We start from the raw sequence: 20797 nt of genomic DNA, 5'->3' as shown, positions 1-20797 counted from the left end.
TGTTTTACTCTTCCCCATCAATAAAGATGGAGATGCTTTTTACGGCGAGAGCCAGAAGATTAGGAAAAATCTATCTGGGGATTCACACCGTCTACGTAGGTAATATTAAGGCCGAAGCCGCCTACGGTCTTGGACGGAAGCCCAATTTATCGCGTTGCCCAAAGGCGCTTCGAAATTATGGACTTCAACCCGAATTCTTTACTTTGCGATTAACTAAATTAATCAACAAAATGGCGCAAAATTATAGTACAAATTTCACGCCATGTAAACACTCAATTAAGCAACAACTGTGCTTAAAGTGCTTTGGTCAACAGAAACACCTGCGCCCATTGTTGTAGAGATAGTTACTTTCTTCAAGTAAACACCTTTAGCTTGAGAAGGTTTAGCCTTCTTAAGCGCAACAATTAGAGCTTCAAGGTTTTGTTGTAACTGCTCAGCAGTGAAATCAACCTTACCAATCGTAGTATGGATGATACCATTTTTGTCATTGCGGTAACGCACTTGACCTGCTTTCGCATTTTTAACTGCTTCTGCAACGTTAGGTGTTACAGTACCAGTTTTAGGGTTTGGCATTAGACCACGTGGGCCTAAGATTTGACCTAGTTGACCAACAACACGCATAGCGTCTGGTGATGCAACAACAACGTCAAAATTCATCTCGCCTTTCTTAACTAGTTCAGCAAGATCTTCCATGCCTACTAATTCAGCACCGGCTTCTTTTGCAGCTTCTGCATTAGCGCCTTGAGTGAATACAGCAACACGAACGTCACGACCAGTACCGTTAGGTAGTACAGTCGCACCACGAACGTTTTGATCAGATTTACGAGCATCGATACCAAGGTTAACAGCAACGTCAACACTTTCTACGAATTTAGCTGTCGCTAATTCTTTTAAAAGAGCAACTGCTTCGTTAATTTCGTAATCTTTAGTTACTTCCACTTTTTCGCGGATAGTACGCATACGTTTAGTTAATTTAGCCATTATCTTAGTCCTCTACGTTCAAGCCCATCGCACGCGCAGAACCTGCGATAGTGCGAACCGCAGCTTCTAAATCAGAAGCTGTAAGGTCTGGTTTCTTTGTCTCAACGATTTCTTCAAGTTGAGCACGAGTTACTGTGCCTACTTTTTCAGTGTTAGGACGGCCTGAACCAGATTTGATACCTGCAGCTTTCTTAAGTAAGTAAGCAGCCGGTGGCGTTTTCATGTCGAACGTAAATGAACGGTCGCCGTAAACAGAGATCACTACAGGAACTGGAGCGCCTTTTTCGATAGATTCTGTACGTGCGTTGAACGCTTTACAGAATTCCATGATGTTTACACCGTGTTGACCTAGTGCTGGACCTACTGGAGGACTAGGGTTAGCCATACCAGCAGCAACTTGTAGCTTGATTAGAGCTTCAACTTTCTTAGCCATTATAAATACCTCATTAGGTGGGTCTTAGCCTTGTGCGCGCGAGGACGCGTACTCTAGCGGCTTCCCAGTTTAAAAATTGGTTTCTCACTTTTTAGTAAACAGTTAAACAAACGTTTTCCCTGAATACAAAAAGGCCGCTGATTATAAGTTAATCAGCGGCCTTTTTCAAGCTTCGTGCCAAAAATTAAGAAACTTTTAACACAACGCTTTAAATCAATTACTTATCTTGTTCAACTTGACCAAACTCAAGTTCAACTGGCGTAGAACGACCAAAAATAAGTACCGATACTTTTACGCGGCTCTTTTCGTAGTCAACTTCTTCAACCACACCACTAAAGTCAGCAAATGGACCATCAGTAACACGAACCACTTCACCTGGTTCAAATAATGTTGCTGGTTTAGGCGCTTCAGCGTTTTCTTGTAGGCGATTAAGAATGCGATCAGCTTCTTTAGAACTAATGGGTGCAGGACGGTCTGATGTGCCACCAATAAAGCCCATAACACGTTCAGTGCTATTTACTAAGTGCCAGCTTGCATCGTTCATATCCATTTGTACTAGTACGTAACCTGGGAAGAATTTACGCTCAGACTTACGCTTTTGACCAGCACGCATCTCAACTACTTCTTCAGTAGGAACTAATACTTCACCAAAGCTATCTTCTAGGCCTTTGATTTTAATGTGCTCTAATAATGTTTGAGCAACACGCTTCTCATAACCTGAGAAAGCTTGTACTACGTACCAACGTAGTTTCTTTTCGTTATTCTCATCCGACATGGGATCAGATCTCCAATCCAGTTAAAAAGCCTACAGCGCGGAATAAAATGCCATCTAATCCCCAAAGGATAAGTGCCATAATCACTGTTGCAACCATTACGATTAATGTCGTGTGCGTTGTTTCTTGACGCGTTGGCCAAATTACTTTGCGTACTTCAATACGCGCTTCTTTAGCAAAAGCAAGGAATGTACGTCCCTTAAAAGTTTGCGAAGCAATAGCTAAACCCGCCGCTATTGCAACCACAACGCCAATAGCACGTAGTAATACAGACTGATCTGCAAACATATGATTACCAACGACTGCGCCTGCAAGTAGCGCAATTGCTACTAACCACTTTACTGACTCCATCCCACTTGATGGTGTTTCTATATTCGTGCTCATAATATTATTACCTTAACTACAGACACAACAACCCTGCACGTCGACAGGGTTAATCCATTAAAATCTAAACTTAAAAACAAGCTTACTCAAACCGATTTTTAGTTCTAGACTTTATTCACTTTGTAAAAATTGGCAGGGGCGGAGAGATTCGAACTCCCAACCGTCGGTTTTGGAGACCGCTGTTCTACCAATTGGAACTACGCCCCTGCAAAGTGGATGCCTATTATACTTACGCAATTCATTAACACAAGAGTAAAAAGATACCCATAACTTAAAATCTCATTGGCCACACTCAAAATCAAACTTAACATTAATAAAAAAGCAGTTTATGATTGTTTCACTTTTAGGAATATTAATAGCACAAGGAAGCGGGTGCATTTACTTCATACACTTTACAAAATCGTGATTCTAAGCGTTTTATGCTTATTTCACAGTGCACTCGTCGCGCGCCCTATTCACTTAGATACATACTCTAGTGAACAGGGGTTATCGCAAAATTCGATTACTTGCAGTATCACTGACAAGCAAGGGTTTCACTGGTTTTCGACACAAGGCGGTCTTAATCGCTTTGATGGTTATGAGTTTAAACGCTTCAAGTCTCACCCTACTGAGGCTAGTATTTCAGGAAACTGGGTCACCGATTGTCTTGCTGCCGATCAACATGCTATTTGGTTTTCTACCGCCAGTAATGGTTTAAATTTACTTGATACTCAAACCGGCCAATTTAAGGTTTTTAATACGCACACTGAGTTGGCTATTACTGATAACCGCATTTGGTCATTAGCTTCAGATAGCCTAAATAATATTTGGTTAGGTCATGAGCATGGAAAGTTAACGCGTCTAAATATAGTCAAGAATGAAGTAGAGTCGTTTAGCTATACTAGCCCCGAGCAAGCTAATACAGTCATACAAGATATTGTTATAGATACACAACAAAATGTCTGGTTAGCAACCAACGAAGGATTAATTAAGTTTAACCCAAAGCATAAAACCTTTAATCACATTGCGGGAAGTCATAAAAATTTATGGCGGCTGCAATTAAATGCACAAGGGCAGCTATTAGTAGCAAGCAAACAAGGGCTTAGCCTATTTAACCCTAAAACAGAGGCTTTTCTAGAGTTTGCTCAGTTTGCAGGTGTATGGATCACCGATATCTTAGTTGACGACACCGATACCTTGTGGCTAACAAGTTATGGTAAAGGTTTATTTTACAAAACAGAGCAAAGTACATCTAAAAATAATTTTCAGCACATACCGCACAATAAGCAGCAACTAAATGGGCTTGCTAATGATTACCTATTGTCACTTTATCAAGATCGGTTCGGTATCATTTGGATTGGTACAGATGGCTATGGGTTACAACGTTATGATAAAAAGCACAATCAATTTTCGCATCAACAGCACTTGAGCGATGATGACAATACCATTAGTCATAATTTTGTTCGCGCTCTACTCAAAGATACACAAGGCCAATTATGGGTTGGTACTCGTGACGGTTTAAACAAACAAACCGACACAGGTTTTAAGCACTATAAAGTTAACTCAAAATTACAAAGCGGCCTAACCAATAATAATGTCTTTAGCCTGCATGAAGATAACAAGCAGCGACTTTGGATTGGCACTTATGGCGGCGGATTACTGCAATATAAACCAACTGAAGATAATTTTATTACCTATACAATGCAAAGCCATCAGCTTAGCAGCGATCGTGTTTATGCGATAACGAGCGATCCTAAAGGAAATTTATGGCTAGGTAGCAATCAAGGTTTAACACGCTTTAATCCCGACACCTTAGAGGTTCAACATTACAAGCACGACGACTCGACTAATAGTCTTGCTAACAACACCGTATTTACTTTGCTTTTTGATCACAATGCGAACGGATTATGGGTCGGGACGCGTGCAGGTTTAGATTATCTAAGCATAGAAGATGAATCATTTACTCATTACCCCGCCAATCAGGCATCGCAAACTGGTTTAAGCCATAATATGGTTACTTCTTTGCACCTACAAAATAACGATACTTTATGGGTGGGTACCTTTGGTGGTTTAAACCGCCTTGATAAAAAAACACAAAAAATCTCTTACATTACCGAACATGATGGATTACTAAACGATAATATTTTTGCCATTAAAGATGATAGTAAAGGCTACTTATGGCTAAGCAGTAACCAAGGGCTCACTCGCTATAATCCTACGAATCAAGCTATGCAGCATTTTTTACCTCGTGACGGCGTGCAGCATAATTCGTTTATTTTAGGTGCTGCTTTTCAAGCACCTGATGGCGAGCTATTTTTTGGCGGAATCAATGGCTTTAATCAGTTTTACCCTAGTAAACTGCAACTGAGTACTTCAGCCCCAACCCCAGTATTAACTGAGCTATTAATTTACAACCAAGCAAGCGAAACAAAAAACTACTTAAAAGATAAAAAACAGCCCGCAAAACTAATAAACCATACTAAAAAACTCTCTTTTCCAACCAGCCAAGGGGTCATTGGCTTTAAATATGCCGCCATTAATAACGCTTCATCGGCTAATCAATACCAGTATGCTTACAAGCTAAATGGTTTAGATAAGCAATTTATCCATACCGATGCAAGCCAACGACAAGTTAACTATTCACAGCTAAGTGCAGGTAACTATCAATTACAATTAAAAGTAAAAGATCAATACGGGCAATGGAGCAAAGTTCACACTATGCTAAAGCTGACAGTAACGCCTCCTTGGTGGCAAACGCAATTAGCCTATGCGGCTTATTTTATAATAGTTTTGATTATTACATGGTTAATTTTAGCGTCACGCTATCGAGCTAAAACCGCAGAGCAACTCATTCAACAAGAAAGAAAGCTCAATCAACTAAAGACCCAATTTTTAGATAACATTAGTCATGAACTTAAAACGCCATTGAGCTTAATTTTAGCGCCAGTAGAAAACTTACAACAGCAACAACTTGGTGCTCAAGCACAACAACAAGTTTCTATAATTAAGCGCAACGGGCACCGCCTTCTTAATTTAATCAATGAGTTATTACAGTTAAGTCAGCGTCCAAGTTCGGCTACAGAGTATGTATCCGCTTATTCTTTAAGCCCTTTTATAGCGCAAATAGTAGACGACTTTGCTATTTTGTTTGCCCAAAAAAATATTAATTTTTCCTTTAACGACACGACGCAACAGCCTAGTTACATAAATTTAGAAACTAAACATACTTTATCTATTATTGATAATTTATTGACCAATGCACTTAAATACACCCCATCAGATGGAACCGTTAATCTAACGCTTTCTAACACAAACAATAATGTTGTTATAACGGTATCTGATACTGGTATTGGTATTGAAGAGCACCAGCAAGCGCTTATTTTTGAACGCTTTACTCGTATTGCAACACACAACCAAACAGGCAGTGGTATAGGTCTCGCTCTGGTTAAGCAACTTGTAGAGCAATACGACGGGCAAATTTCATTAGCCAGTAAAATAAACAAAGGAAGTTGTTTTACAGTCACGTTGCCATTGTGTGAATCAGATAACTTATTAACGGATAAACAACTAGCGTCCTCTCAAACTATGCTGGTAGAAAACAACAAAAAACTACTCATTGTTGAAGATAACGAGGAAATGCGTGAGTTACTGGTTTCATTATTTAGTGATAACTACACCTGCCTCACCGCTAATAATGGAGAAGAAGGGCTAGTGCTGTGCCAAACTCAAATGCCCGATATAGTGCTCAGTGATGTAATGATGCCTACGATGGATGGATATCAACTTCTCAGTGCCATTCGCTCAGATATCTCTATTAATCATATCCCTGTTTTATTACTCTCTGCCAAAGCAGACAGTCGCAGTCGAATAAAGGGGCTTGATTTGCTGGCCGATGACTACCTGTGTAAACCCTTTGAAGCATCATTATTAAAAAGTCGGGTTCATGGCTTATTAGGCATTCGTGATGCGTTAAATAAGCACCTAATAAAACAGTTATCAGCCCAAGCACATGCTGTGACCTTAGATGCACAAATAGAGCAGAATAAAGATTACACGTTTACAGAACGCTTAAAAACAATCTTGCGTGAAAATTACCAAAATGAACTGTTTAGCGTGGAAGAGTTTGCCAGTGCAATGTGTTTGAGCCCTCGTGCACTGCAATTAAAAATGAAAGCACTTTTTGACATTACACCCAGCGATTACATTCGCAATACCCGCTTAGAATATGCAGCAAAATTATTAACTGATAGCGACTTAACCATAGGTTTAGTTGCAGATAACACCGGCTTTAGTTCTCAAAGTTACTTTGCCCGTTGCTTCAAAGCCAAATATTCACTTACACCAAAACAATACAGAGAAGCACAAACATGTAAAAGTAATTAGCTTCGCGTGTGTACTCAAAGCTTTCGCCTGAGTACTATTTTTAAGCTACTGATTTATTTAAATTAACCTTAATTAGCCATTGCTAAAAAAATAACTACAAATGTAATTAAGCACATAAATTAAGGAAAATCCTATGCTCTCATCCATACAAAAAACGCTACTAGCTACAGCATTAATAACCAGCTTAAGCGCATGCCAAAGCACCTCAACAAACGTTACTTCAAATCAAAACTCGCCTGACATTAATGAAGTAAGCAAACAGCAATACAATGGCCCTAAAGCACGTATCGCCGTGGCACGTTTCACTGATAAGTCGAATAACTCAAGGTGGTGGCGAAAAGAAATTGGTGAAGGTATGGCAGATCAACTTACCACCGCCCTTGTTGGCACTAATCGCTTTATTGTATTGGAGCGCCAAGCACTAGACGCTGTACTTTCAGAGCAAGATTTAGCTGTATCAGGCAGAGTGAGTGCACAATCCGGTGCTGCGTATGGCGAAATTGAAGGCGCTGAGATTGTCGTCGTTGCAGCGGTTACTGAATTTGATGATGACAGTTCAGGGGCAAGTGTTGGTTCAGGCGGCTTTATTGGTGATGTGTTTAGTTCTGTTTCAGCTGGCTTTTCTGGATCGCATATGGCTATTGACTTACGCTTAATTGATACGCGCACTTCACGTATTCTGGCCGCTACTAGCGTTGAGGGTGGTAGCAAAGATTTTGATTTTACCAGCGCAGCGACTAACTTTGGTGGCGCACTCGTTGGAGGAAGCCTTAGTGGTTGGTCAGACACTCCAAAAGAAAAGGCACTACGAGAAGTAATAATTAAAGCCGTTGAATTTTTAGAAACTAAAATTCCAGATACCTACTATCGTTATAACCAAAACAACACGCTTGCAGCAGGCTATACAGCGCCACCGCCGCCAAAAGTAACTAGTAAAAAAGCAGCACCTGCTGCCGTCGCTGTCGATGTGCCGAATCATAGAATGCCACATTACGAAAAAATGGATTTGGCTATGTCTCGTATGAACTTGGTTTGCTTAGGGTATTTAAAAAACCAACCTAATTATGAAGAGTTTGAAACTGAAGACGTTAAGTACGACCGTCAAACTGTATTAGCACTGCGCGAGTATCAACAAGAGAAGAGCTTGAAAGTAACGGGCCTTGCCGATGAAACAACAAAGAAATCTTTAGATGACTCAAAATGTTTAGCAAAAACTCAACAGTCAGGGCTAGAAAGCTTAGGCAACATGTTTAAGTTTAACTAATCAGCACCTTTGATTTTTAATTAAGCAATAAAAAAGCGGCTACTCTATAGCCGCTTTTAATCTACTCGTAATAACTCACCGCGATAAAAATCACACAGTAACCATATTTGTTCAAATTGATGGGTATTTGGAAAACATACTTTTTTGACTGCCGCTTCAAAGTCGCTCTTATGCCAAATAGTACTAGCGTTACGAATTAACAACCACGTACGCTTTGAATAATAACGCTTAGTCGCTTTTTGTTTTAATAAGCGCTCCAACGCTGATTGCAACCGGTGTTCGCTTGGTTGTTGCGCCATGTCGGCTAAATCACGCTGCATTTGTATCGACAGTGGCCGGCCTAACACGGCCATGGCTTCCGTTTCACTGGCGTATAAATGCGCCACCTCTATATCGAGTTGCTGATTTTCTTGATAACAGCTTACATCGGGTCTATTTGGTTCATTATGCCAAATATGGCGCATATGAATTCCCGTTTGCTGTTCATAACATCGCAAAAACAACTTGGCCGCATCGTGCTCTAATTGTTGTTTTTCGGCATCACTGCTGCGCTTCATTCAACACCTTATAAACGTCATTTAACAGCGATGAAGCGCCAAACCTAAATGTATCTGGTGCTAAATAATCATGCCCCATAATCTCGGTTGCTAGTTGCAAATAAGCATTTGCATCTACTGCAGTATTGACTCCACCAGCAGCCTTAAAACCAACTCGCTTTGATGACTTTTTGATGGCTTTAAGCATTATTTCAGTCGCTTCAAGCGTGGCATTTACCGCTACTTTTCCTGTACTGGTTTTTACAAAATCAGCTCCGCCTTGGATGGCAAGTTCGGTTGCTTGAGTAATAAATGCTGCCGTTTTTAGCTCGCCAGTTTCAATGATCACTTTGAGCTTAGCACGGCTGCCACATACCTTTTTACTCTCACTCACGTATTCCAGCACGGTATCTGCTTCACCTTTTAAAAGCGCTTTATAAGGAATAACTAGGTCAATTTCATCGGCCCCCCGCTCTATGGCTATCAGGGTTTCATTGAGTACTTCATTGAGTGGCGCATCACCAGAGGGAAAGTTAGTTACGGTGGCCACTTTTACATGGCTCAATAAGCGATTAGCAAGTGCTATTTTAGCGTCATCAACAAATTCACTAAACACACAAAGCGCAGCAGGCGTGCCTAGCTTAGGGTTTATACTGTTTACTAATGCGTTAATACTGGCTTGACTATCATCAGTGTTTAAACTGGTTAAGTCCATTAAGCTAACGGCTAGCGTGGCGTTTTGAGTATTGTTTGTCATTTTATGCCTATGAAATTGTGTGACCTTAAACTATATAAGAGCATCATAGCTTAAACTTGCTATAGCTCATAACCAAACACTATAAGCGCGTTTTCTATACTAAATGTCACTCTACCCCTTACTAAATACGATTTAGACCTAAAAAACATGATTAATATAACTTTTAAGAATATCAACTAAGATTTAATTATTTTTTACTTATCAATAGCCACTATATTCTGCTTCTCAGTTAAACACTTTATTATTTTTTAGGGGCGTTATTCAGTGCAATATTTACCTATCTTTACCAAACTCGACAACAAACCCGTATTGGTTGTTGGCGGTGGAGAGGTTGCCTTGCGAAAATGCCGTGCGTTTTTAAAAGCACGTGCCGATGTAACGCTAGTTGCCCCTTGGTTTTGCGAAGAATTAAAAGAACATGCGCATAATAATGAAGTAACATTAATTGATGCCTATTTTGAAGAGTCGCATCTTGATGGCAAAATTTTGATTATTGCCGCCACCGACAACGATGAAGTAAACAACACCGTATTTGAACTCGCCAATGCGCGTAATGTGTTTGTGAACGTGGTGGATGATCAACCTAAATGTACCTTTATTTTCCCCTCTATTGTTGATCGCAACCCAATTACCATTGCGATTTCAAGTGCGGGTACCGCGCCGGTTTTAGCAAGACGTTTACGTGAAAAGCTCGAAACACTTATTCCCCAGCATATCGGCCCACTCGCTAACTTGGTCGGTGGCTTTCGCCATAAAGTAAAGCAACGCTTTAAACATTTTGCTGATCGTCGCCAATTTTGGGAAGGCGTGTTTGATTCATCAGTAGTAAGCAAAGTCCAAACCGGTGATACCCATGGCGCTGAGCAACAACTAGAGCAAATGCTAGATGCCAAAGTTGAACCAGAAGGCGAAGTATACGTAGTCGGTGCAGGCCCAGGCGATCCAGAGCTACTCACACTAAAAACGCTGCAACTAATGCAACAAGCCGATGTGGTGGTATATGATTACTTGGTATCCGATGAGATCATGGAATTAGTGCGTCGCGATGCCGATTTAATCTGTGTGGGTAAGCGCTTAGGCGATCACAGCGTAGCTCAAGAAGATACAAATAAGATGTTGGTTGATTTAGCACAACAAGGTAAAAAAGTGTGCCGAATTAAAGGGGGCGACCCATTTATTTATGGCCGTGGTGGCGAAGAAGTCCAAGTACTGGCAGCCAATAACGTAAATTACCAAATAGTGCCAGGTATAACGGCAGCCGCGGGATGTAGTGCCTACGCAGGTATTCCTTTAACGCATCGCGACCATGCTCAGGCTATTCAGTTTGTTACCGGACACTGCAAAAAAGAAGGACAAGAACTTAATTGGCAGTCGCTTGCACAAAAAAACCAAACACTGGCTATTTATATGGGGGTAATTAAATCGCCGCATATTCAAGCCGAGCTATTAAAACATGGGCGAGCAGCAACAACACCAGTGGCCATAATTGAAAACGGCACACGCAAAAATCAACGTGTTGTCACAGGACAGTTAGACCAATTAGCACAGCTCATTGAGCAGCATCAAATTATTTCACCCGCTTTACTGATTATTGGTGAAGTAGCTTCGCTGCATCAAGAATTACACTGGTTTGGCGAAAAAGCACAGATCAGTAGCTTTGCTCAACCGCTGACAGACGTGGCGTAGTTTAACAGATTTTAATTTAATCATTTTAGTAGGACGACCAACAATGGCTTTAACTCACCTTCAGCAACTTGAAGCTGAAAGTATCAAAATCATGCGCGAAGTCGCCGCTGAGTTTGAGAACCCAGTTATGCTTTACTCAATCGGTAAAGACTCATCGGTACTTTTGCACTTAGCTCGTAAAGCATTTTACCCTGCAAAAATTCCGTTTCCGTTATTACACGTAGACACCAACTGGAAGTTTCGTGAAATGATTGAGTTTCGCGACCGTTTAGCCAAAGAGTATGGCTTTGATTTAATTGTACACAAAAACCCTGAAGGCATCGAAATGGGTGTAGGCCCATTCACCCATGGTTCGGGTAAACATACCGATATCATGAAAACTCAAGGCTTAAAGCAAGCGCTGAATAAGTACGGTTTTGATGCAGCATTTGGTGGCGCACGCCGTGATGAAGAAAAATCACGGGCTAAAGAGCGCGTGTATTCATTTCGTGATAAACACCATCGCTGGGATCCTAAAAACCAACGTCCTGAGCTTTGGAATACCTATAACAGCCAAGTGAATCCAGGTGAGAGTATTCGAGTATTCCCACTATCTAACTGGACTGAACTAGATATTTGGCAATACATTTATCAAGAAAATATCGAAATGGTGCCACTGTACCTTGCTAAAGAGCGCCCTGTAGTAGAACGCGACGGTACCTTAATCATGGTAGATGACGATCGCATGCCGCTTAATGAAGGTGAAGTACCGCAAATGAAGTCGGTTCGCTTTAGAACCTTAGGCTGTTATCCACTCACTGGCGCGGTTGAATCAACGGCAAGCAGCCTAACAGAAATTATTGAAGAAATGTTGCTATCGTCGTCATCTGAACGTGAAGGTCGGGTGATTGATCATGATTCAGCAGGCTCTATGGAGAAGAAAAAACGTGAGGGGTATTTCTAATGTCTAACCTAAATAACGATACATTTAACGAAGTAAAAGAAATTGGTATAGACGCTTACCTAGCACGTCAACAAGATAAAAGCTTATTACGTATGCTAACGTGTGGCAGTGTGGATGACGGTAAATCAACCCTAATTGGACGCCTACTGCACGATAGTCACCAAATTTATGAAGATCAGCTAGCTGCACTTCATAAAGATAACGAAAAAGTAGGTAATGCCGGTGAAGAACTTGATTTAGCATTGTTAGTTGATGGCCTACAAGCTGAGCGTGAGCAAGGCATAACAATTGACGTAGCGTACCGTTATTTCTCAACCGCTAAGCGTAAGTTTATTATTGCCGACACCCCTGGGCATGAGCAGTACACCCGTAACATGGTAACGGGTGCATCAACCAGTGATGTTGCCATTATTTTAGTGGATGCACGTTATGGTGTGCAGGTACAAACTAAGCGCCATAGCTTTATTTGTGACTCATTAGGCATTAAACAGTTTGTGGTTGCGGTTAACAAAATGGATATTGTTGATTTTGACGAAACCGTTTATGAAAAAATTAAAGCCGATTATTTAAAATTTGCCGAGCAACTTAACGTATCAAACATTAAGTTTGTGCCTATGTCGGCGCTCAAAGGCGATAATGTAGTAACTCGCTCTGCACACACTCCTTATTACACCGACAAACCATTGCTTGAGCTGTTAGAAGACTCTCCGGCAGCTGAAATCGACACTGGTTTTGAAGCGCGCCTTCCGGTGCAGTATGTGGTTCGCCCTAATTTAAACTTCCGTGGTTTTCAAGGCACGCTGACCTCAGGTAAATTACGCGTTGGCGATGAGATAAAAGTACTGCCTTCAGGTAAAACATCTAACATTAAAGAGATTGTGACTTTTGATGGCAACCTCGACACCGCCGAAGCAGGCCAAGCAATCACGGTTACTCTTAATACTGAAATAGATATTAGCCGAGGGGACGTTATTGTGCCTGCGAATTCGCAAGCTCAAGTAACCAACCAATTACAGGCTAAAATTGTGTGGATGCACGAATCGCCATTAGTACTAGGTAAAAGCTATAACCTAAAACTAGGCAGCAAAAACACCTCGGCCATGGTCACAAAAATAGACCACACTATTGATGTAAACACCCTAGAGCATGGCAGCGCAGATTCATTACAATTAAACGAAATTGCGATTGTGACACTCGAGCTCACCGAGACTATTTTAGCGGATCAGTACCATCACAATCATGAAACAGGTTCGTTTATTCTTATTGACCGTTTATCAAACTTAACGGTTGCAGCAGGAATGATAGAACAGGTACTACAACGTGAAGAAAATGCGGGTAAATTTAGCGACTTTGAAGTTGAGTTTAATGCCCTCGTACGCAAGCACTTTCCACATTGGCAAGCGCTTGATATTTCAAAGCTATAACGTTTAATAACCGCCTGTTAGGAATATTTAAAGCATGGTAGAACAGCTCATTTTAACAGGCATTATGTTGCTTTTAGTCGGGTGCCTATTTGGCACCCGTATTAACCCTGCGTGGTTATTTGTCAGTGCCATAGGCACCAGCTACCTAACTGGGCTCATTGACTTAGAAAACATGCTGGTTAATTATACTAACCCATCATTAATTACCTTAGTGTTATTAATTTTAGTGTCGATAGCGATAGAAAAAACCACGCTTATTCAACGCTTAGCTAAATCGTTATCCAGTGGCAGTTTAGTTAAATCAGTGACCAAGCTTGGGCTTTCTACAGCGTTTTTGTCTTCCTTTACTAACAATACCGCGGTGGTTGCCTCCTTAATTACCGCCATAAAAGATAACCCAAACCACTCCCCTTCAAAGCTGTTGCTACCCTTGTCGTACACCGCAATTTTAGGCGGCACTATTACACTCATCGGTACCTCTACTAACTTAATCGTAAATGGCTTTGCAGTAGATGCGGGGATGGCGCCATTAGGCTTTTTTGATTTTACCTTAGTGGGTTTAGGCGCACTCAGTGTGGGCTTAATCACTATTTTAGTGATGCTAAAATGCCTGCCCGACAACGGTAAAAATAGCCAAGAGGTGGTGCCTTTTTATTTAGAAGGGAAAGTACAAACCGGCTCTAAACTAATAAACCGCACCGTAGAAGAAAACGGTTTACGCGATTTAAAAGACTTGTTTTTGGCTGAAATTATTCGCGATGGCAATCGCATTTGCGCCGTGACCCCCCAACATATTATTCAACAAGACGACATACTGCTGTTTGTAGGCGATATAAAGTCGGTACCTTTGCTCACTCGCTTTGACGGCTTAAAAGTGGTGCACGACAAACACGAAAAAGACATAGAACACCTCGTTGAAGTTGTCGTTAGTCAGTCGTCTAAATTAATTGGCAAAACGGTAAAAGAAGCCCGCTTTAGAGAGCAATTTCATGCGGCCGTTATTGCTATTCGCCGTGGTCATGATCGCTTACAAGGCGGGCTTGGGCAAGTGCGCTTACAAGCGGGTGACTCATTAATCCTCGCCCCTGGTAAAAGCTTTTATGACTTAACTAACTTAAAGCGCGAATTTGTGTATATTTCAGGGCTTGATTTACAAACCCACCTCGGTGCAAAACAATCAAACATTGTATTGTTAAGTTTTGCAGGTGTGCTGGGGTTAAGTATTTTAGGTGCAGTACCGCTGGTTAAAGGCTTATTAGTGTTACTTATTGGGCTGATGCTGTGTGGCACGATTAAGCTGAGCGAAATAAAACGCCGCTTTCCTATTGAGTTACTTGCCGTAGTAGGCAGTGCCATAGGTTTAGCTAAGCTGATGATAGGCACCGGCCTTGCTGGGCAAATATCAGACGCCATGTTTGTAGTGCTTGGCGACTTTGGCCCTTATGGCGCGTTTATCGCAATCTTTTTAATGACGGTGTTATTTACCGAATTGATCACTAATAACGCCGCAGCGGCACTGTCGTTTCCGGTTGCCTACTCATTGGCTATTGGCTTTAACGTAGAACCTTTGCCGTTTATTATGGCGGTTGCATTTGGTGCCTCAGCCAGCTTTATTTCACCTTTTGGTTATCAAACTAACTTAATGGTTTATAGCGCGGGTAACTACCGACTAAAAGACTATGTAATGATGGGGCTACCCCTTTCTATTATTTATTCAATTACCGTACTAACTATGATCCCGCTGGTATTTCCGTTTTAATGCCCGCGCTTATAGCATAAAGAGACACAGCAAATGGATAACAATATTGTTTGGCATAATTACGCCACCACTAAAGTACAGCGCAGCGAACAAAAAAAGCATAAGAGCGCTATTATATGGTTTACTGGTTTTTCTGGCTCAGGTAAAAGCACCGTTGCGAATGCTTTAGAAGCGGCACTCAATCAGCAAGGCGCGCACACGTACCTACTTGATGGCGACAATGTACGCCATGGTTTATGTAAAGATTTAGGCTTTAGCGATGCCGATCGCGTTGAAAATATCCGCCGCGTAGGCGAAACCGCCAAGCTAATGGTTGACGCTGGTTTGTTAGTCCTTACTGCGTTTATATCTCCTTTTAAAGCTGAGCGCGACATGGTTCGTGAATTAGTAGATGAGGGTGAATTTATCGAAGTCTTTATCGACACCCCTCTTGAGGTGTGCGAAAGCCGCGATCCAAAAGGCTTATATAAAAAGGCGCGCGCCGGTGAAATTAAACACTTTACTGGGATTGATTCAACTTACCAGCCGCCGGTTAATCCTGAAATAATTTTAGATACCAGTAAAAACACCCTAGACCAATCGGTAGCTCAGCTGATAACGTATCTAAAACATCAGCATATACTATAGGCCCATGTAATGAATCAGACTGAACTGCTAGAAGAAACCCTTATTCTCGCCCGCAAAGCGGGAAGCGCGATTATGGGTATTTACAATAAAGACTTTAACGTTGAGTACAAAGCCGATGAAAGCCCTGTAACCGACGCCGACTTAGCAGCTCATAAAATCATTAGCGCAGGACTAAAAGAGCTCACCCCCGATATTCCTGTGCTTAGTGAAGAAAGTGCCGATATTGGTTGGGATGTACGCCAAACATGGAAAAGCTACTGGCTGGTTGACCCAATCGATGGCACCAAAGAATTTATAAAAAAGAACGGCGAGTTTACCGTTAATATTGCCCTAATCGAAAATGGCAAACCGGTTTTAGCCGTGGTTGATGCCCCTGCACTGGGTGTATCTTATTTAGCCGCCGAAGCCATTGGTGCTTTTAAAGATAAAGGCGATGAGCGCATCGAGCTTAAAGTGACCACCAAGCCTAACAAAGGCATTATTCGTGTTGTAGGTAGCCGCTCGCATCCTTCCCCTGATTTAGCTGAATTTGTACAACGCTTTGATGAGGTTGAAATGGTGTTAAAAGGCAGCTCACTGAAACTGTGTTTAGTCGCCGAAGGCAGCGCCGACATATATCCGCGCTTAGGCCCAACTTGTGAATGGGATACCGGCGCAGGCCACGCCATCGCTGAAATAGCCGGCGCTAAAGTCACTCAACTTGATGGTAGCCCGCTTTTGTACAACACCAAAGATGAGTATTTGAATCCGTATTTTGTGGTTTCGGCACTCGAAGAATAAAGGTAGTTGAGCGTAAGTTGGGTTGAGCGAAGCGAAGCAAAACCCAACAAGCATCTTAAATTACGGGCTACGGGCTTAGAGTAGCGGACAGCTCAATAACAATTTATACACCGTAGGTTGGGTTGAGCGAGCCGAAACCCAACAAGTATTTACCACTTTAACAAATACATATAAATATTTTCCTCACACTCTTAACTCCAAAAGTGATGATTATTCACGCATTTCGCGGCATATTCCTGCACTAATTGCGCAGCTTTTAAACGCTGTTTCATATTCGTGACAGTCAGTAACTAATACGCTACAACAAATTTATATCCAAGACATAAAAACACATGAAATGAGTGCCTAAAAACTATATTCTTCGGCGCAATTATTATGATAAATAATGGATACACACATGACAACATCTCAAGGTGCAACGCCTTCAAGTGCACCAGCACAAAACGCACACACGTCTAAATCAAAATGGAACCTGCATGATACGCAGTGGACACTTAGTCTTTTTGGCACCGCAGTAGGTGCAGGTATTTTATTTTTACCGATTAACATTGGTATTGGTGGTTTTTGGCCGCTGATTATTATGGCGTGTTTAGCCTTTCCGATGACCTTTTTAGCCCACCGTGGCTTGGCGCGTTTTGTATTATCGTCAAAAAATAAAGAGGCTGATTTTACCGATGTGGTAGAAGAGCACTTTGGCGTAAATGCGGGTCGACTGATCTCCTTGTTATACTTTTTATCAATTTTTCCTATTTTGCTTATTTACGGTGTGGGTTTAACCAATACGGTAGACAGCTTTATGGTCAATCAGCTAGGGATGGAGTCGCCGTCACGCGTTGCTTTATCGGGTATTTTAGTTGCACTAATGATTGGCTTAATGATGGGCGGTGAACGCTTAATGCTGCGCGCATTTGCTATTTTAGTGTACCCGCTAGTGGGTATTTTATTCTTTTTGTCTTTGTATTTAATCCCAAGCTGGCAAATGCCCGATACAGCCTTGCCTGAGCTAGGTAGCTTTAGTAAAACACTTTGGTTATCGATTCCTATTATTGTATTTTCGTTTAGCCATGCAGCGGCTATTTCAAGCTTTGTTAATAAGCAACGCAGCCACTACGATGACCTAGCAACGTCTAAGTCAGAGGCGATTTTAAAGCGTACTAGTTTATTACTGATCACCTTTGTTTTGTTATTTGTGTTCTCATGCGTGTTATCGCTTACCGGTGACCAAATGGCTGAAGCAAAAGCGGCAAACGTCTCTGTTTTATCTTATTTAGCTAATATTACAGAAAACTCATTTATTGCAACGCTGGGGCCTTTGGTTGCCTTTATTGCGATTATGTCGTCGTTTTTAGGTCACTTTTTAGGGGCACGCGAAAGCTTTACTGGGTTAGTGACTAAACACTCAAGCATGAGCCCTAAAGTCGCTGACAAAGTGGGTGCGGTACTGATGTTTTTCGCTATTTGGTTCTGCGCGGTTAAAAACCCAAGCATACTAGATATGATGGATCAGTTATCGGGGCCAATCATTGCGATGATTTTATTCATTATGCCAATGATTGCAGTTTACAAAGTGCCTAGCTTACAAAAGTACCGTAATCGTTTAAGTACCTTATTTGTACTGGCTGTCGGTTCATTAGCAGTTTGTGCGTTACTGTACAGCATGCTTAGCTAAGCAGTATTTATTACAAAAGCCCAGTATTTTGCTGGGCTTTTTTGTGTCTACGGTTTATCGCAAATGATTTGTTTATCGTATTGTTTGTGCAATGTTAGCTTATATATTCGTCTAAAAAATAAGCCAGCCATGCAAAATAATAAATACGTTTTTTTACTCACTTTTATACTCATACTATTTAGTCCTGAAATTAAAGCCGCTGAGCCTCCGGCTATTTTATCAATGAAAAACAGGGCTGCGTTTATCGATAGCATTACCGAAAAACGTATTAAGACTTTATTACCCACATTAATGCAGCAACACAATATAGATATGTGGCTAATGATAAGCCGCGAATATAATGAAGACCCGATATTAAAAACCATGCTGCCTGCTACATGGCTCTCGGCAAGGCGCACCACTATTTTATTATTTGCAATTAACAAACAAGGCGGTGTTGACGCCTTTGCAATTGCGCCTTACAAAATAGGGAGTGTTTTTAAAAAGGCCTGGGATAAGCAAGCACAGCCTAATCAGTGGCAAGCGCTCAATACGATTATTGAGCAATACCAACCGCGAAATATTGCTCTCAACACATCTACAGATTGGGCACACGCTGATGGCTTAGTGCATGGCGATTACACCACTTTAATGGCCAACTTACCTGCGACATATAAAAATAAAATAACCTCAGCCGAGCCGCTGGCTGTTGCATGGTTAGAGCAACGCATTCCAGAAGAAGTGGACATGTACAAACACATTGTTGCTATTGCTCATTCTATTATTGCTGAGGGCTTTTCAAATAAAGTAATTACGTGGGCAAAACAACCAGCGACGACTTAGTATGGTGGTTTAGAGAGCGCGTAAGGGAGCTTAAACTGCAAACGTGGTTTCACCCAAGTATTGCAATACAACGCGCCGACAGTAAATCGTTCGACCACGAAGACAGTTTTACCAATGGCTATGCCGACAATGTTATTCAAGCTGGCGATTTACTGCATGTTGATTTTGGTATTACGTATTTACGCCTAAATACCGACACTCAACAACATGCGTATGTTTTAAAACCAGACGAAACAAAAGCCCCCGATTACCTTGTTGATGCGTTAAAAAAGGGCAATAAGCTACAAGACATTTTTACGGCTGAATTTACAGCTGGGAAAACAGGTAATCAGGTATTAAAAGCCGCCCGCGAAAAAGCCATTGCAAAGGGGTTAAAGCCCACTATTTATACTCACCCGCTCGGCTATCATGGTCATGCAGCTGGTACAACACTAGGTATGTGGGATGCTCAGCAAGGTGTGCCGGGTGATGGCGATTACCCGTTGCATTTAAACACGGCGTACTCGATTGAGCTTAACAATGCGGTGTTTATAAAGCCGTGGAATAAAGAAATAAGAATAATGCTAGAAGAAGACGCCCTATTTGATAAAACCGGTGTGTGGTATCTAAATGGCCGACAAACCGAGTTGTTACTCGTTAAGTAGCATTAAACAACACATACAAAAATGGCGCTCAGTGAGCGCCATTTTTATTTAATGCGTTGCTATTATTCTGTATCTGGCAGATTACGACCATAGAATATTTCTTGCATTTCACGTGTTAGTTTTGAGCGAATCTCTTCTTCTTCGTCATCTGACAAATCATCAGTAGATAAACCAAATAAATACGTATTTAAGTCGGTTTCTTTTAACATCATTTTGGTATGGAACAGGTTTTCTTGATACACGTTCACGTCCATCATTTGGTACGCTTCTTTAGTATCTTCTGTCATGAAGTTTTGAATCGAGTTAATTGCATGGTCAATGTAATGTTTAACGCCGTTAATATCGCGGGTAAAACCACGTACACGGTAGTCAATTGTAACCACATCAGACTCAAGGCTATGGATTAAGAAGTTTAACGCTTTAAGTGGCGAAATAATGCCACAGGTTGATACTTCAATATCAGCACGGAAAGTACAAATACCATCATCAGGGTGTGCTTCAGGGTACGTGTGAACACAAATGTGGCTTTTATCAAGGTGTGCAACCACTGAGTCAGGTAACGGCCCTGGTGCTTCGTCAGCATCATAATTTTGCTGCTCTTCTACCGGCTCTTCTGAAACCAAAATAGTTACGCTGGCACCTTGTGGCTCGTAATCTTGACGTGCAATATTTAAAATATTGGCACCAATAATATCAACCACATCACCTAAAATGTCGGTTAGTCTATCTGCACTATACTGCTCATCGATATATTCTATATATTCTTTACGTTGTTGCTCTGTTTTTGCATAGCAAATATCGTAAATACTAAAGCTTAGGCTTTTAGTTAAATTATTAAAGCCATGAAGTTTAAGTTTATCGAAGGGTTTGTTCATATAAACCAACCTATAAATTAGTGAAATCTGCACCTGCAGAATGAAAAGTTCGCGGATTTTATACGAATTTTACTCACG

At 41.3% G+C, this 20797-nt stretch carries 16 protein-coding genes, 1 tRNA gene and 1 pseudogene; 10 read left to right on the top strand and 8 right to left on the bottom strand.

The window, feature by feature from the left end; all coding sequences use genetic code 11:
- Window positions 1–276 precede the first annotated feature (276 nt).
- The 5 genes from rplA to PSM_RS01170 all read right to left on the bottom strand — a co-directional run bounded on the left by rplA (window position 277) and on the right by PSM_RS01170 (window position 2778).
- Window positions 277–981, bottom strand: coding sequence for a 50S ribosomal protein L1 (gene rplA / locus PSM_RS01190; protein ID WP_013463845.1), 705 nt, complete (start codon window positions 979–981; stop codon window positions 277–279).
- A gap of 4 nt (window positions 982–985) precedes the next feature.
- The gene (gene rplK / locus PSM_RS01185) at window positions 986–1414 is read right to left on the bottom strand and encodes a 50S ribosomal protein L11 (RefSeq protein ID WP_008108462.1); all 429 of its coding nucleotides are present in this window, start codon (window positions 1412–1414) and stop codon (window positions 986–988) included.
- Between the two features lie 217 nt (window positions 1415–1631).
- Window positions 1632–2189, bottom strand: a complete 558-nt coding sequence (gene nusG / locus PSM_RS01180; RefSeq protein WP_013463844.1) for a transcription termination/antitermination protein NusG — start codon at window positions 2187–2189, stop codon at window positions 1632–1634.
- Window positions 2190–2193: 4 nt separating this feature from the next.
- Window positions 2194–2571 carry a preprotein translocase subunit SecE gene (secE, locus tag PSM_RS01175; protein ID WP_013463843.1) on the bottom strand — a complete coding sequence of 126 codons (378 nt, stop codon included), beginning with the start codon at window positions 2569–2571 and terminating at the stop codon, window positions 2194–2196.
- A gap of 130 nt (window positions 2572–2701) precedes the next feature.
- Window positions 2702–2778: transfer RNA gene (locus PSM_RS01170), tRNA-Trp, on the bottom strand.
- Window positions 2779–2943: 165 nt separating this feature from the next.
- Here PSM_RS01170 and PSM_RS01165 point away from each other — a divergent pair.
- Both PSM_RS01165 and PSM_RS01160 read left to right on the top strand, forming a co-directional pair.
- Complete coding sequence (locus tag PSM_RS01165) at window positions 2944–6933, top strand: hybrid sensor histidine kinase/response regulator transcription factor (RefSeq protein ID WP_013463842.1); 3990 nt, start codon at window positions 2944–2946, stop codon at window positions 6931–6933.
- A 133-nt stretch (window positions 6934–7066) separates the two neighbouring features.
- On the top strand, window positions 7067–8197 hold the full coding sequence (locus PSM_RS01160; protein WP_013463841.1) for a CsgG/HfaB family protein: 1131 nt from the start codon (window positions 7067–7069) through the stop codon (window positions 8195–8197).
- A gap of 56 nt (window positions 8198–8253) precedes the next feature.
- Here the strand turns inward: PSM_RS01160 and PSM_RS01155 are convergent, their stop codons facing one another.
- Window positions 8254–8754, bottom strand: coding sequence for a hypothetical protein (locus tag PSM_RS01155; protein WP_013463840.1), 501 nt, complete (start codon window positions 8752–8754; stop codon window positions 8254–8256).
- Window positions 8738–9490: a deoxyribose-phosphate aldolase gene (gene deoC, locus PSM_RS01150; RefSeq protein WP_013463839.1), complete on the bottom strand. Its 753-nt coding sequence runs from the start codon at window positions 9488–9490 to the stop codon at window positions 8738–8740. The genes PSM_RS01155 and deoC overlap by 17 nt, the downstream gene beginning before the upstream one ends.
- A gap of 264 nt (window positions 9491–9754) precedes the next feature.
- Between deoC and cysG the strand changes: the two genes are divergently transcribed.
- From cysG to PSM_RS01110, 8 genes and pseudogenes are all read left to right on the top strand, one after another.
- The gene (gene cysG / locus PSM_RS01145) at window positions 9755–11176 is read left to right on the top strand and encodes a siroheme synthase CysG (protein WP_013463838.1); all 1422 of its coding nucleotides are present in this window, start codon (window positions 9755–9757) and stop codon (window positions 11174–11176) included.
- A gap of 43 nt (window positions 11177–11219) precedes the next feature.
- Window positions 11220–12119 carry a sulfate adenylyltransferase subunit CysD gene (gene cysD / locus PSM_RS01140; RefSeq protein WP_013463837.1) on the top strand — a complete coding sequence of 300 codons (900 nt, stop codon included), beginning with the start codon at window positions 11220–11222 and terminating at the stop codon, window positions 12117–12119.
- A complete protein-coding gene (gene cysN, locus PSM_RS01135) occupies window positions 12119–13543 on the top strand; it encodes a sulfate adenylyltransferase subunit CysN (protein WP_013463836.1) in 1425 nt (474 codons plus the stop codon). Before cysD ends, cysN begins: the two co-directional genes overlap by 1 nt.
- 34 nt (window positions 13544–13577) lie before the next feature.
- Window positions 13578–15302, top strand: coding sequence for an SLC13 family permease (locus PSM_RS01130; protein ID WP_013463835.1), 1725 nt, complete (start codon window positions 13578–13580; stop codon window positions 15300–15302).
- Between the two features lie 33 nt (window positions 15303–15335).
- Window positions 15336–15929, top strand: coding sequence for an adenylyl-sulfate kinase (cysC, locus tag PSM_RS01125; protein WP_013463834.1), 594 nt, complete (start codon window positions 15336–15338; stop codon window positions 15927–15929).
- 9 nt (window positions 15930–15938) lie between these two features.
- Complete coding sequence (gene cysQ / locus PSM_RS01120) at window positions 15939–16709, top strand: 3'(2'),5'-bisphosphate nucleotidase CysQ (RefSeq protein ID WP_016900056.1); 771 nt, start codon at window positions 15939–15941, stop codon at window positions 16707–16709.
- A gap of 397 nt (window positions 16710–17106) precedes the next feature.
- On the top strand, window positions 17107–18378 hold the full coding sequence (locus tag PSM_RS01115; RefSeq protein ID WP_013463832.1) for an aromatic amino acid transport family protein: 1272 nt from the start codon (window positions 17107–17109) through the stop codon (window positions 18376–18378).
- A gap of 129 nt (window positions 18379–18507) precedes the next feature.
- A pseudogene (locus PSM_RS01110) lies at window positions 18508–19844 on the top strand (M24 family metallopeptidase).
- Window positions 19845–19906: 62 nt separating this feature from the next.
- On the opposite strand, the gene speD reads toward PSM_RS01110, so the two are convergent.
- On the bottom strand, window positions 19907–20719 hold the full coding sequence (gene speD / locus PSM_RS01105; protein ID WP_013463831.1) for an adenosylmethionine decarboxylase: 813 nt from the start codon (window positions 20717–20719) through the stop codon (window positions 19907–19909).
- Window positions 20720–20797: the final 78 nt, after the last annotated feature.

Origin of the sequence: Pseudoalteromonas sp. SM9913, from assembly GCF_000184065.1 — a bacterium.
Taxonomy (GTDB): domain Bacteria; phylum Pseudomonadota; class Gammaproteobacteria; order Enterobacterales; family Alteromonadaceae; genus Pseudoalteromonas; species Pseudoalteromonas tetraodonis.
Note: the sequence above shows the minus strand (reverse complement) of the source record. Positions and strands in the feature narration are given on the sequence as shown.